The sequence below is a fragment of the Nocardiopsis synnemataformans genome, assembly GCF_965343085.1.
Classification (GTDB): domain Bacteria; phylum Actinomycetota; class Actinomycetes; order Streptosporangiales; family Streptosporangiaceae; genus Nocardiopsis; species Nocardiopsis alborubida.
Genome location: NZ_CBDRFA010000073.1, coordinates 1 through 13872, shown reverse-complemented (window position 1 = coordinate 13872; position 13872 = coordinate 1). Strand labels below are relative to the sequence as shown.

Sequence of the window (13872 nt, the reverse complement as noted above, 5' to 3'; positions counted from 1 at the left end):
AGCATGAGCGACACGCTCACCATGGAGGCGCTGGCGGCCGAGATCCGGCAGCGACTCACCGCCCACGAGGAGAAGATCAACGAGGCCACCGAGTCCGTGCGGGGCAGCCTGCCCAGCGAGGACGTGCTGGAGCTGCTGCGCTCGGACGAGGCCATCAAGAACTTCATCCGCGAGAACCTGGAGGGCATGCTCAACGACCCCGAGGTGCAGCGCAAGGTGCGCTTCGGTGGCGGCAAGTCCTCCGAGCAGCTGGTCGGCACCAAGTACGCGCGCATGGGTCTGAGCGTCTCCGACGTGGAGATGCTGCACGACATCACCCTGGCGGCGCGCAAGCGTGGCATGGGCAACGGCCCCAGCGAGGAGCTGGCCAACACCTTCAAGGCCGTCTCTGAGGGCCGCTACGAGGATGCCGCGGTGATCCGCTCGCGCGGCCACCAGCAGCTTTCGGAGATGCTGCGCGACGGCCGGATCGACCCGGTCGGCTACGAGCGCGCGGTGCGCGCGATGGACACCGCCGAGTCTGGCTACGGCCAGCAGCTCATCGGTGCCCAGTACGTCAACGAGCTCTGGCGCGGCGCGCAGGCCCAGGCTCGCGTCTTCGGCCTGGTGAACTCCTTCCACATGGAGGCGCCCACCGCCCACCTGCCGGTCCAGGCGACCCTGCCCACGGTGAAGTTCGTGGGCGAGTCCACCACGAGCGACGCAGCCAGCTACGGCTCCACCAAGACCGGATCCAACCGGGTGCAGGTGGACGCCAAGAAGCTGCTCATGCTCCAGATCTGGAGCTACGAGCTGGACGAGGACTCCCTGATCCCGTTCCTGCCCTTCCTGCGGGACGAGGCCACCCGGTCGTGGGCGCACCACATGGACTCGATCCTGCTCAACGGTGACACCACCAACGCCGCGACCGGCAACATCAACCTGGACGACGCCAACCCCGACGACGACCTGTACTACCTGGCGTTCGACGGCATCCGTCACTCCTCTCTGGTGGACAACACGGCCAACGCGGCGAACGTGGGCGGGGCGATCACCCTCAACCACTTCAAGGCCCAGAAGGGCCGGATGCTCGACGCGGCCCACAAGCACGACTGGTCCCACCCGCTGGACTCGGACGAGCTGGTCTACATCGCCGACCCCGAGACCGCCGACGCCGCGAGCTTCATCGACGAGGCGCTCACCGTCGACAAGATCGGGGAGCGCGCCACCGTGCTCAACGGCCAGCAGGCCCGCATCCTGAACCACCCGCTGATCGCGTCCATGGACGTGTCCAAGACCGAGGCCGACGGCAAGGTCTCCACCACTGCGGCGAACAACACCAAGGGCCAGCTGGTCTCCTTCAACCGGCGCGGATACGTGGTCGGCACCCGCAGCCAGATGATGGTCGAGACGGACCGGGACATCCGGACCCAGCAGAACTTCATCACTTGGTCGACGCGCGTGGGCCTGGGCCGCTACACCCCGACCGGGGCGGCGTCCGGCATCGAGCACACCGACGTGCTCTACAACATCGACCTGTAACGACGACCGGGTAGGGCCGGGCTCCACTGGGGCTCGGCCCTTCGCATGGAGGAGGACCCCATGGCGAGGGAACGCATCGCCACCTGGCCGTCGGCTCGCGCGAGCCGGTTCTCGGCCAAGCCGAACGAGACCCTGGCCGGTGCCCGGGTCATCACCGCCGACGAGGTGGAGACCTACAACGCCCTGGCGTTCGACCCCGGCGGCGCGGGACGCAACGTCGACCTGCCCGCAGAGGCCGGGTGCGAGGGCGCCTACCTCTACATCGCCAACACCGCCGACGCCGCGGAGGTCCTGACCATCCGCGACGACGCGGGCACCACCGTGTGCACCCCGACGCAGGCCGAGGCCGCGTTCGTGTGGTGCGACGGTGCGCGCTGGTACGGCCTGGTGGGGGCGTCGTCGTGACCGCCTACGTCGTCAACCACCCCTACACGGCAACCCGGGACGGCCGACGCTTCGGCCCGTGGGATACCGGCACGACCGTGGACCTGGACGAGGCCGACGCCGCCTGGGTCCTGCGGGACTCGCCCGGCGTCATCGCGCGCGTCGGGGAATCCGCCGAGCCAGCGAAGGACGACGCGGCCACGGAGAAGGAATCCGACCCCAAGGGCGAGGAGCCCACGGAGAAGGAGTCCGACTCCGAGGACGAGAAGCCCACTGAGGACGACGCGGCCGCGGAGAAGTCCGTGGAGCCTGAGCGCGCCAAGACCCCGGCCCGCAACCGACAGCACCGCGGCGGACGGAATCGGAGCAGCTGATGAACCCCAGTCGCATCGTCCAGGTCAGCGCTACCGGCGACGTGGTCACCACCAGCGCCTACCTGCGCGAGCTGGTCGTGACGGCTGCCGAAGCCGCCGCCACGGTTGAGGTGCGCGCCGGAGGTGCGGCCGGCGCCACCGTGCTCACCGTGGCGGCAGCCGCCGGGGCCACCGCGTCGGCCGAGGTCACCGACGCGTTGTGCTCCGGCGGCATCCATCTCACCCTGGTCGGCGCGGGCGCGCTGGCCACGGTCACGTTCGCCTGAGGCGGTAGGTCATGGCTGTCGTCAACGGCTACTGCTCCACCCAGGACCTGCGCGACCACCTCTCCGACCCGGGCACCAAGATGGACGAGGCCCTGCTGGAGCGCGCCGTCAACGCCGCCTCGCGCGCGGTGGACCGCTACTGCGGCCGCCGGTTCTGGCAGGATCCCGAGCCCGCGGTGCGGCACTACCGCGCCGAGGACGCGATCGAGATCGACGTCAACGACATCGCCACCACCACCGGGCTGGCGGTGGCCACCGACGACGACGGCGACGGCGTCTACGAGAACACCTGGACGCTGGACGAGGACTACGTCCTGGAGCCGGAGAACGCCGACGCCGACGGCGAGGCCTACGCCTGGTGGCGCCTGGCCGCCGTCGGCGCCCGGCGCTTCCCGGTCCCACTGACAGGCCGGACCTTGGACAGCCGCGGGCTCCGCGCGGTGCGCGACCGGCGCCGCCGCATTCAGGTCACGGCGACCTTCGGCTGGTCGCAGGTGCCCGACGACGTCGAACAGGCCACGATCCTCAAGGCCGCTCAGCTGGCCCGGCGCAAGGACGCGCCCTTCGGTGTCGCCGGCTTCGGCGACTTCGGCGTGGTGCGCATCGGCCGCTACGACCCCGACGTGGTCGGGCTCCTGCACCCCTTCGTCCGTATCGGCCTGTTGGGGGTGTGACATGGCGTCCCTGACCCAGATCCGCGCGGCGCTGGCCGACACCCTCAACCAGCTGGAGGACCTGGTCGCGTACAAGACCGTCCCGGACTCCCCGCTGCTGCCGTGCGTCATCGTCACCCCGTCCGAGGCCGACTACACCGTGTCGATGGGCCGGGGCACCGACACCTGGGAGTTCGACCTCTACGTCCTGGTCTCCCTGACCGAGGCCGGGATCGCCCAGGACGCGCTGGATGAGTACGTCGCCAGCTACGGCGACCGGTCCATCCGCCAGCACATCTGGCTCAACCGCACGCTCGGCCTGCCCGACGTGGACGCCCACGTCTCGCGGATGAACCAGTACGACGCGCGCTTCACCAGCATCGACATCGAGCACGTGGGCGCGGTCCTGCGCCTGGTCGTGCACACCCGAGGCAAGTAGGAGGGCTCGTGCCCAGATACCGGGTCGTCGGCGGGAGCCAGGTCGGGGGAGTCGACCCCGGTGGCACCGTCGACCTGAACCCCGCCGCAGTGAACATTTCGGCCCTGATCCGGGGTGGTCACGTCGCACCCCTGCCCGAGCCCGGCGGCGTCCGGCGCGGCAAGGGCGCCAAGGCCCGCCTGGCCCAGGGCGAACACGTCATCACCGCCTCCGCCGTCGAGCAGGACGAGACGCCCGAGGAGTCGGACGCCGAGGGAGGTGAGGACTGATGTCCTCCTTCGCTCTTCTGGACGCGACCGTCTGGGTCGGCGGCTACGACTTCACCGGCCACTCCAACTCGGTCAGCCTCACCACCGAGGTGGAGGAGCTCGACGTCACCCCCTTCGGGGCCGGTGGCTGGCGCAAGCGGATCGGCGGCCTGCGCTCGGCGAGCTCGGAGACCGCCGGGTTCTGGGAGGCCGCGCCGGACGAGCAGATGTTCACCAACCTCAGCCAGACCGGCTTGGCGGCGACCTTCAGCCCGACCGGCGACGAGGGCGGCGTCGCCTACTTCTACCAGGGCGCGGAGTTCTCCTACGAGGCCTTCGGCGCCGTCGGCGAGGCCTGCCCCTTCTCCATGGCGCTCTCGGGCAGCGAGGGCCACTCCGGTCTGGTGCGCGGGCGCCTGCTCGCCTCCACCACCACGGTGGACGCCACCGGACAGCTCGGCTCCATCGTCCAGGCGGGCGCCGTCGACGACGGCCAGTACCTGTACGCGGCGCTGCACACCTTCGCCGCCGGGACGACCATCACCGTGACCGTGGAGTCCGACGACACCGTCGGCTTCGCCGACCCCACCACGCGGGCCACCCTCGGGCCGGTCAGCGCCGTCGGTGGTACCTGGGCCGCGCGCGTGGCGGGCCCGATCACCGACACCTACTGGCGGCTGAACGTCAGCGCGATCACCGGCGAGCACACGGTCGCCGGCGTGATCGGCATCCAGTAGCCACCCTTCTCCTCTCCGGCCGCTCGGCCCTTCACCCAAGCCACCCATCGCGGTGGCTTTTCGCATGTCAGGGGGCATTTCTGCCATGGCCAGCTTCTCCTTCAAGGACGCCGACTTCGTACTGAACTCGGTGAACCTGTCCGACTTCACTCGGTCCGTGACCATCAGTGTCGAGGCCGAGGAGCTGGAGGACACCGCGATGGGCGACGACTGGCGCTCGCGCCTGGGCGGCCTGAAGTCGTTCTCCATCGACGTGGAGTTCAACCAGGACTTCGCCGCGTCCGCCATCGACCAGACCCTGTGGCCGCTGCTGGGCACGACCGTGGCCTTCACGCTCAAGCCCACCTCGGCCGCCGTCTCCGAGACCAACCCCGAGTACTCCGGGTCCGTGCTCATCACCGAGTACACCCCGCTGGACGGCGCGGTCGGCGACCTGGCCACCACCTCGGTCAGCTTCCCGGGCAACGGCACCCTGGCCCGGGCTGTGAGCTGATGGCTCGCGGCCGCCGGGACCCCGTCACCATCGAGGGGTTCGGCAACCTCAAGCAGCTCCAGAAGGCGCTGCGCGCCTACGGCGGCCCCAAGGCCAAGGAGCTGCGCCGCCGCCTGGCCAAGGAGCTGCGCGGTGTCCTCAAGCCCGCGGTCCCGGCCGTGCGCGGCGCGGTGCGCCGCATCCCGAGCAAGGGCCAGAACAAGCGGCGCGGCCGCCGCTCCCTGCGCTCGGATATCGCCCGCGCGACCACGCTCAAGATGCGTGCCCAGGGCAAGTTCGTCGGCGCCGAGATCAGCATCCGCCCCGACAAGATGCCCGACGACCGGCGCAACCTCGCCTCCTACATGGAGGGCGAGTCGCCCTTCAACCGCTGGCGCCACCCCATCTTCGGCGACCGCAACCGGTGGGTCCAGCTCCAGCCGCGTCACCAGTTCTTCTACAAGGCCGTCGAACCGCACCTGTCCACGATGCGCGAAGCAGCGGACCGCATCGTCGTCGACGTCGCCGCTGACCTCGAAAAGGAGATCAAGACACGATGATCATCAAGCTCATGCACCACGACGCCCCCACTCAGGAGTGGGAGTGGTCCGGCGCGCCCACCCTCTCCGAAGCCCGCCTGATCAAGGAGCGCACCGGGCTGACCATCAAGGGCTTCCTGGAGGGCTTCCAGGAGATGGATCCCGACGCCATCACCGCGATGCTCTACGTCCTGCACCGGCGCGAGGGCAAGGCCGTGGCCTGGGACGACATCGACTGCGAGATCGGCGACACCCCACGCCCGGGCGTGCCCGCCCTGTCCTTCGAGGTCGACGAGGACGAGCAGATCAAGGTGCAGGCCGCGGCCGCACTGGCGGAGAGCAGCGGCAGTGAGGGAAAAGCCCCTACTCCGCCCGCGGTCGTCCCCACCCCGCCGACGACCCCTGGCGTCGGGCTTGGCCCGATGAGCGCGGAGGTCTCGATGGCCAGCTCCGCACCTACGCCGTAAGGCTCCACGAGCACTTCGGCATCACCTACCTCACCGCCCAGGACCTTCCGGCGGACGTCTTCCTCGACTTCTGCGAGCAGATCGACAAGATCATCGCCGAAGAAAAGCGCGACGCCGCCCGGTCCAGACGCAGATGACCTGACCAGGGCGGGGGTGAGCCGTGGGCCGCACTGTCACCCTCTCCCTGCTGGGCCTGAACAAGCTCGGCAAGCCACTGGCCGCAGCGGCCAAGAACGTCTCCCAGCTGGAGAAACGGCTGGAGACGTTCAACGCCCGCACGGCCAAGGCGATGAACCGGACCGAGAAGTCCATCGGCAACCTGGACCGGCGCATCAACGCCTTCGGTCAAAGCGCCTCCATCGCCCTGAAGCCGACCGCGATCCTCAGCGCGGCCTCGGCGGTCACCGCCCTGGGCGCGGCCGTGGGTCCCGCCTCGGGCGCCCTGCTGGCCCTGCCTGCGGCCGCCGGTGCGGCCGGTGCGGCCGCGGCCACGCTCGCTGTCGGCCTGAGCGGCGTCGGCGAGGCGATGAAGGCGGTCGCCGACGAGGACGCCGAGGCGCTCGCCGAGGCCTTGGAGGACCTGTCGCCAGCGGCCCGGGAGTTCGTCCGCTCCTGGCAGGGGATCCGCGAGGGCTTCGAGCCCGTGCGCGAGGCGGTCCAGGAGGAGCTGTTCTCCGGCCTGGGCGAGGACCTCAAGAGCCTGGCCAAGGAGTCCGCCCCGGAGCTGGAGTCGGGGATGAGCGCGGTCGCGGCGTCCCTGAACGGTGTGGCCAAGGAGGCCATGGCCGCCGCGGGCACCGAGCTTTTCCGCGGCCAGATGGCCGACATCTTCACCGAGACGGCCACCGCCACCGACTCCTTCGGCAAGGTTGTCCCGCCGCTCATCACCGTGCTGGGTGAGCTCGTCAAGGCGGGCCTGCCCATGGTGACGGCCTTCAACGAGTGGGCGGCCGGAGGCTTGGAAGCCGCGGCCGCCTGGCTCACCACCGAAGAGGGCGCCGCCAAGATGGAGGGCGCGGTCGCCAAGGCCAGCGAGGTCCTGGGTCAGCTCTCGCGCATCGCGGGCAACCTCGGCGGCGGCCTGGGCGGTGTCTTCGGCGCCGCCTCCGCCGACGGCGAGTCCCTGCTCGACACCATCGAGCAGCTCACCCAGCGCTTCGATACCTGGGCCAACAGCACGAGCGGCCAGGAGGACCTGGCCACCGCCTTCGAGCTGCTCGTCGGGATCGCCGAGGACCTGCTCTCCATCCTCCCCGGGATCGCCGACGTCATCGGCCAGATCGCCGACGCCTTCAACAGCCTGAGCCCGGAGACGCAGGCCGCCGTCACCCAGTTCCTGGCTTGGTCGATCCTGCTGGCCCCGTTGCTGGGCAAGGTCACCGGTCTGCTCACCGGGGTCTTCGGCCTGGTCCGCGGAGTCGGCGTGCTCGCCGGCGGCATGCTCGGTGTCGTCGGCGGCACCGCGGGCTTCATCGGCGGCCTGGTCAAGGGCTCCGACGCGCTCGGCGAGAACGCCTCCAGGGCCTCGCGCGCCGGGGCGGCCCTGCGCACCTTCGGCAGCTCCGTGGCCAGCGGCATCAAGGGCATCGGCCAGTTCGTCGGCACCCTGGGCATGGTCGCCTGGGAGTACACCAAGATCGCCGCGAAGGCCCTCGCCGCGAAGGCCGCCCAAGCGGGCTCGGCGATCTGGACCGGGGTCAAGACCGTCGGCAGCTTCGCCGCGAACTTGGGCAAGACCGCGCTGGAGTACGGCAAGATCGCGGTCGAGGCGGCCCGGGCCAAGGCCGTGCAGGCCGGTCAGGCCATCATGACCGGCGCGAGCAAGGTCGGCGAGTTCGCCACCCAGGTCGGCAAGACGGCCATGGAGTACGGCCGGGTCGCACGGGAGTCCGCCAAGGCCAAGGCGGCCCAGGCCGGTCAAGCCATCATGACCGGCGCGAGCAAGGTCGGCGAGTTCGCCACCCAGGTCGGCAAGACCGCGACCGAGTACGGCCGGGTCGCCATCGAGGCGACCAAGGCCAAGGCCGCGCAGGCCGGGTCGGCGATGGCCAACGGAGCACGGAGCGCCGCGGCGTTCGCCGCGAACCTGGGTCGGGTCTCGCTGGAGTACGGCAAGGTCGCCGTCAAGGCGACCGCCGCCAAGGTCGCGCTTATCGCACAGAAGGTCGCTCAGGTTGCCATTACGGTGGCGACGCGCACCTGGACCGCCGTGCAATGGCTTTTGAATGTAGCGATGAGCGCCAACCCTATTGGGCTCATCATTGCCGGAGTCCTTTTGTTGGTGGGCGCAATTCTCCTTGCCTGGCGGCATTCCGAGACCTTTAGGGCAGTCGTCACCGCAGCCTGGGAAGGCATCAAGCTCGCCATTCTATGGGCGTGGGAAAATGGCATCAAGCCCGCGCTGATGGCACTGGTTGGATTCTGGCAGAACACACTCCAGCCAGCGGTGATGAATCTCTGGCACGGCGTGATCCAGCCAGCTTTCTCTGCCATAGGCGCAGTGATCTCGTGGGTTTTCAACAAGGTGATCATGCCGGTGATCAGGCTCTACATCGCCTACGTGCAAAACGTTCTGGTGCCGGTCGTCCTGTGGTTGTGGAACAACGTCATAGCGCCCGCCTTTCGGGGAATCGGAGCGGCGATCAGCTGGGCTTGGAACTCGATCATCAAGCCCGCGTTCTCAGCGATCAATGCTTTTATCTCCAATGTCCTCGGTCCTATTTTCCGGTGGCTCTGGAATAACGTAATAGTCCCGGCCTGGAATGGAATCAAGGCGACCATTTCCACGGTCTGGAATTCTGGGATCAAACCCGCGTTCAATGCCGTGAAAGAAGCCGTCGGCAAGGTGGCGGGTGCCTTCGAAACGGCGAAGGACGCCATCAAAACGGCCTGGCAGAAAGTCAAAAGTGCCGCCGGAGCGCCGATTAAATTCGTGATCGACACGGTGTACAACAAGGGAATTGTAGCCGTTTGGAATAAGGTCGCGGAAAAGGTCCCGGGCATTTCCGAAATTGACAAGATGTCCATTCCTCGTGGACTGGCGCGCGGTGGCGTGCTGCCCGGCTACTCCACCTATCACCAGGGCGACGACCAGCTCGTGCCCATGCGCCGCGGTGAGGGCGTCTACGTCGCCGAGGCGATGAAGGATCCCCGCGAGAGGGCGCGGCTGTTCGCGGTCAACCGGGCCGCCATGGCGGGCAAGTCGCTGGACCAGTTCCACGAGCCCGGCTTCTCGCGTGGTGGCATCCTCGGCGCGGTCTCCGGCTTCCTGTCGGGGGCGGCCGACAACTTCCGCGACGGCTTCTACAGCATCGCGAAGGGCACCCTCAACCCCTTCGTCGACCGTACTCGTGAGGCCGTCGGCAGCACGGGCTTCGGCGGCATGGCCGTCGACGTGGTCAGCCACTTCGTCGGCAAGATCCTCGACAAGTTCAAGCCGCTCGACGCCCTGCTCACCGGCGGCAACGCCGACAAGGTCATCAACCTGGCCTCCTCCAAGATCGGCAACTTCGGCGGCAACGACGCCAACAACGAGTTCACCAGGGCCTTCGGTATGTCCGGCCTGCCCTGGTGCGCGATGTTCGTGTCCAAGATCTTCAAGGACGCCGGCGCGAAGGGGGCCATCAACGACACCTGGTCCGCGGCCGTGGCCACCTTCAACAGCCGCATGACCAAGGTCCCCAAGAGCTCGGCGCGCGACGGCGACCTGGCCACCTACCGCGGCAACGGCCACATCAACATCGTCTCCGACGCCGCGCGCAAGCAGACCATCGGCGGCAACGAGTCCAACCGGGTCCGCAAGCAGACCGGCTACATGAACTCGGCCACCGCCATCCTGCGCTCGAAGTGGAACGGCTACGCCCGCGGCGGCGTCCTCGGCATCCTGGACCAGGACCGGCGCGAGAACGCCCTTGCCCACACCCCCGGCCTGACCCGGGCCCTGCGCGAAGGCGTCGGCCTCGGCCTGACCTGGCCCACCGCCCGAGCCCTGGGCGGGCAGGTCCACCCCGGGCACACGTACAAGGTCGGCGAGCGCGGCCCCGAGTACTTGACCATGGGCTCGCGCGCCCACATCACCCCCGCGGGGGAGGGCGGCACCACCTACCAGATCCACGTCACCGTGGGCCCCGGCGGCAACCCGGCTGAGGTCGGCAAGGCCGTCGTCGAGAGCATCCAGGCCTACGAGAAGCGCAGCGGCAAGCGGTGGCGCTCGTGAGTCACTACATCGCCAGCGCGACCGCCGGCGGCTTCCTCGCCGAGGTCACCGTGGACGTACCTGTACAGGCCGAGGACGGCGATCTGCTCGTCGCGCTAGTCACCGCGAACGACCAGCGCGACCTCACGGCCCCGGCCGAGTTCGAGCTGGTCGCCACGCACGAGTTCGAGGGCAACCAGGTCGCGAACTGGGTGGCTACCCGCGACGCCGCCAACGAGCCCAACAGCTACACCTTCACCTGGTCCGGAGACCACTGGCACTTCGTGGAGCTCCAGGTCTGGCGCGGCGTGGAGCTCATTGCCACCGCGCACGCCAGCGCCGGGGACGTCTCGGCGATCGACCTGCCGTCTGTGGAGGCCGAAGCGGGGGACGTCCTGCTCGCCTTCGGGTTCCACTGGGACGAGACCGAGCGGGCGTGGCCCTACGCGCTGATCCCGATCACCACCCTGCCCCGCTCCATCGCCAGTGCCTACACCACCGTCACGGCCACCGGCCCCACCGCCCCGCACACCCTGGCCGCGGCGGAGCCCGGCGTCATGGCCGCCACCGCCATCCTGCTGCGCCCCACCCCGACGCCGATCCTGGCGCAGAACCGGGTGTGGTCCTGCGGGTTCGAGCTTCAGAGCCTGCTGGACGGAGTGGAGTGCGATGGCGGCAACGGTCAGGTGGCCATCTCCACGGACATCGTCCGATCCGGACAGGCCGCCCTGCACTGTCACACCAGCGAGGACACGGCCTTCATCTCCCACCGGGTGGCGGCCACCGAGACCAGCCCCTGGTACCTGCGCGCCTACGTCTTCATCGCCGAGCTGCCCGACGTCACCACCTCCCTCCTCCAGGCCGTCGACGACGCCAACCTCGTCGTGGCCAGCGTGCGCCTCACCGCGAGCGGGACCTTGCAGCTGTGGGACGACGACGAGATCGCCGGCGCGCAGATCGGGTCGGACTCCGTGGCCCTGACCACGCAGACCTGGCACCGCGTCGAGCTGCGCGTGGGTCCGCTGGACTCCGGCGCCTCCGCGCGCCTGGACGGCGTGGAGTTCGCCGAGGCCGCCCTGCTCACCATCGGTGAGAACGTCAACCGCTTCCGCATCGGCGTGTGCTCGCCCGCCACGACGGACCTGTACATCGACGACTGCGCGGTCAACGGCGACGGCGAGCAGACCTGGCCCGGCGAGGGCCGCATCATCCACCTGCGCCCGGCGGGCCCGGGCGCACTCTCCCAGTGGCGCAGCACCACGGGCGGGGACACCTGGCAGACGGTGCGCGAGATCAGCCCGGACGACTCCGCCAGCTACGCCTGGCACTCGGCCAACGGCGCCGCCGCGGCCGCCGACTCCTTCGCCCTCACGCCGCGCCCGCCCGCTCTGCTGGACACCGACGAGGTCCTGTTGGTCCAGGTCGGCGCTCGGGTCGGCTCCCTCGGCGACACCGGCACCCGCGACCTGGCGCTCACCCTGACCAGCCCGGACGGGACCACGCTCACCGGGTCCACGCTGAGCTGCGCGCTCAACGGGTGGGTCACCCACGGCGTCAGCGACGCGCACCTGTACACCCTTACCTCCCAGGTGGACCCGGACGCCAGCGAGGAACAGCGCTGGACCCCGGCCCAGCTGGACGGGATCGAGATCGGCTACACCACGGTGACCTCGGCGACCGTGCAGCGCCGGGTGACCACCTTGTGGGCCCTGGTGGAGTACCGCGACGGAGGCCAGGCGCCACCGCCTGCGGAATCCGCGGACCCCTCGGGAGTAGAGGGCGCCTTCCCCGGCATGCCCACGCTCATCGTCGAGGCCAGTTTCTCCACCTCCGACGGCGGCCTGGTCTTTCATCTGGACGACGCCGATCGCGGTCGGCTGGACACCAACGTCCTAGCGGATGCGACCACCTTCACCGACATCAGTCCCTACGTGCGCGCGGCCAGCACCAGCCGCGGTTCCGACCGTGTCTCCTCCCCGGTCGTCACCTACGACGCCGGGTCGTGCACCCTGGTCCTGGACAACACCGACCGGCGCTTCGACCCCACCAACGTCGACGGCCCCTACACCAGCGGCGGCCGCTCCCAGGTCACCTCTATGCGCCCGATGCGCATCCGCGCGGAGTACGGCTCGACCACGAACCTCGTCGTCAACCCCGACTTCGCCGACGGCTACGAGGGCTGGGAGCCCAACGAGCAGACGACCCTGGCGGCCGTCGCCCCGCCCGTGCTTCTTTTCGGACCGCGGGCCCTGGAGATCACCCGCGTGACCTCCAACGCCCTGGACGCCCACGCGGCGGCCGCGATCTCCTCGGGCTTCATCGGCGGCACCATCGCCGAGGGTGAGCCGGTCACCATCAGCGCCTACATCTACCTGCCCTCGGCCGTCTTCGAGCAGATCACCGGCATCTCCATCGGCGGCCGCGGAGGCGGCCTCACCGACGCCGTGGCCACCGAGTTCGTCACCCTGCCGACCGAGCCCGACACCTGGCACCGCGTGCAGCTCACCGGCACCGTGGCCACGGACACCGTGCTCTACGGAGTGCAGATCTCCATCTGGACCGACAACTCCGTGGCGGACGGGACCGTGGTCGGCTATCTCAACGGCGTCCAGGCTGTGCCCGGGGTCGTCCCTGAAGACTTCGTTCCCAACCGCCGGGTCTATGACCTGGTGCGCGGCTACGCCGACGCCTGGCCGATCACCTGGTCCGACCCTCATGAGAGTACGGTCGAGGTCACCTTCACCGACGCCTTCAAGGTCCTCAACCAGCGCGAGCTCACCGCGGTCGAAACCCCGGTCGGCGCGAGCGAGGACGCCGGGGCCCGCATCACCCGCGTGCTGGACGCCATCGAATGGCCGGACGGCGACCGCGACATCGCGACCGGCGACAGCACTCTGCAAGCAACCCTGCTCGAAGGCGCCGCCCTGGAGCAGATGCAGGACGCCACCGCCTCCGAGATCGGCGAGCTGTACATGTCGGGCGCGGGCAAGGTGACCTTCCGCAACCGCACGGCGATCAGTACGGCCTTCCGCAGCATCCAGCCCCAGGCGCTCTTCGGCGACCGCGAGGGGGAGGTCCGCTACCAGGGCCTCACGTTGACCGCTGACGATGAGCAGCTGGCCAACATCATCAAGGCCGCCCGCGAGGGCGACGATGCCATCGAACAGGTCGTCACCGACGAGCAGTCCATCGCCCAGTACCAGGGCCGCACCTACGACGCCTCGGGCCTACTGCTGGAGACCGACGCCGCGGCCGCTGACTACGCGCACTACCTGCTCTACCAGAGCAGTGAGCCGGAGCTGCGCTTTGAGTCGCTGACCCTGAGCGCGCGCTCGGACCCCGGCCGCGCGATGCCGATGGCCCTGGGGCTGGAGATCGGCGACCGCATCCGGATCCGCCGACGACCCCCCGGCGGCGGTGTGCTCATCGAGCGCGACTGCTTCGTCCGCGGCATCCAGCACGAGATCTCTCCCGACAACTGGACGACGACCTTCGCGCTCCAGTCCGCCACCCGCGCCGCGTTCCTGGTCCTAGACGACGCCATCCTCGGCCAGCTCGACCACAACGCGCTCGGATT

General features: G+C 69.5%; 13 protein-coding genes. All 13 read left to right on the top strand.

Annotated elements, in window-relative coordinates:
* The first annotated feature begins 3 nt into the window (after positions 1-3).
* Positions 4-1521: a phage major capsid protein gene (locus tag ACSIH6_RS30980; protein ID WP_435111881.1), complete on the top strand. Its 1518-nt coding sequence runs from the start codon at positions 4-6 to the stop codon at positions 1519-1521.
* Positions 1522-1581: 60 nt separating this feature from the next.
* Positions 1582-1926: a hypothetical protein gene (locus tag ACSIH6_RS30975; RefSeq protein WP_435111880.1), complete on the top strand. Its 345-nt coding sequence runs from the start codon at positions 1582-1584 to the stop codon at positions 1924-1926.
* Positions 1923-2279, top strand: coding sequence for a hypothetical protein (locus ACSIH6_RS30970; RefSeq protein WP_435111879.1), 357 nt, complete (start codon positions 1923-1925; stop codon positions 2277-2279). The genes ACSIH6_RS30975 and ACSIH6_RS30970 overlap by 4 nt, the downstream gene beginning before the upstream one ends.
* Positions 2279-2545: a hypothetical protein gene (locus ACSIH6_RS30965; RefSeq protein ID WP_435111878.1), complete on the top strand. Its 267-nt coding sequence runs from the start codon at positions 2279-2281 to the stop codon at positions 2543-2545. Before ACSIH6_RS30970 ends, ACSIH6_RS30965 begins: the two co-directional genes overlap by 1 nt.
* Before the next feature lie 11 nt (positions 2546-2556).
* Entirely contained in the window at positions 2557-3219 is a 663-nt protein-coding gene (locus ACSIH6_RS30960) for a hypothetical protein (RefSeq protein WP_435111877.1), read from the top strand.
* 1 nt (position 3220) lies between these two features.
* A complete protein-coding gene (locus tag ACSIH6_RS30955) occupies positions 3221-3637 on the top strand; it encodes a hypothetical protein (protein WP_435111876.1) in 417 nt (138 codons plus the stop codon).
* An 8-nt stretch (positions 3638-3645) separates the two neighbouring features.
* Positions 3646-3906, top strand: a complete 261-nt coding sequence (locus ACSIH6_RS30950) for a hypothetical protein (RefSeq protein ID WP_435111875.1) — start codon at positions 3646-3648, stop codon at positions 3904-3906.
* A complete protein-coding gene (locus ACSIH6_RS30945; protein ID WP_435111874.1) occupies positions 3906-4622 on the top strand; it encodes a hypothetical protein in 717 nt (238 codons plus the stop codon). Before ACSIH6_RS30950 ends, ACSIH6_RS30945 begins: the two co-directional genes overlap by 1 nt.
* Before the next feature lie 85 nt (positions 4623-4707).
* The gene (locus tag ACSIH6_RS30940) at positions 4708-5115 is read left to right on the top strand and encodes a hypothetical protein (RefSeq protein WP_435111873.1); all 408 of its coding nucleotides are present in this window, start codon (positions 4708-4710) and stop codon (positions 5113-5115) included.
* Positions 5115-5654 carry a hypothetical protein gene (locus tag ACSIH6_RS30935; RefSeq protein ID WP_435111872.1) on the top strand — a complete coding sequence of 180 codons (540 nt, stop codon included), beginning with the start codon at positions 5115-5117 and terminating at the stop codon, positions 5652-5654. The genes ACSIH6_RS30940 and ACSIH6_RS30935 overlap by 1 nt, the downstream gene beginning before the upstream one ends.
* Positions 5651-6100 (top strand): hypothetical protein, encoded by a 450-nt coding sequence (locus ACSIH6_RS30930; RefSeq protein WP_435111871.1) that lies wholly within the window; start codon positions 5651-5653, stop codon positions 6098-6100. The genes ACSIH6_RS30935 and ACSIH6_RS30930 overlap by 4 nt, the downstream gene beginning before the upstream one ends.
* 160 nt (positions 6101-6260) lie before the next feature.
* Positions 6261-10316, top strand: a complete 4056-nt coding sequence (locus ACSIH6_RS30925; protein WP_435111870.1) for a hypothetical protein — start codon at positions 6261-6263, stop codon at positions 10314-10316.
* Positions 10313-13872 (top strand): RHS repeat domain-containing protein (locus tag ACSIH6_RS30920; RefSeq protein WP_435111869.1); only part of this gene is annotated, 3560 nt, incomplete at its 3' end. The genes ACSIH6_RS30925 and ACSIH6_RS30920, both read left to right, overlap by 4 nt.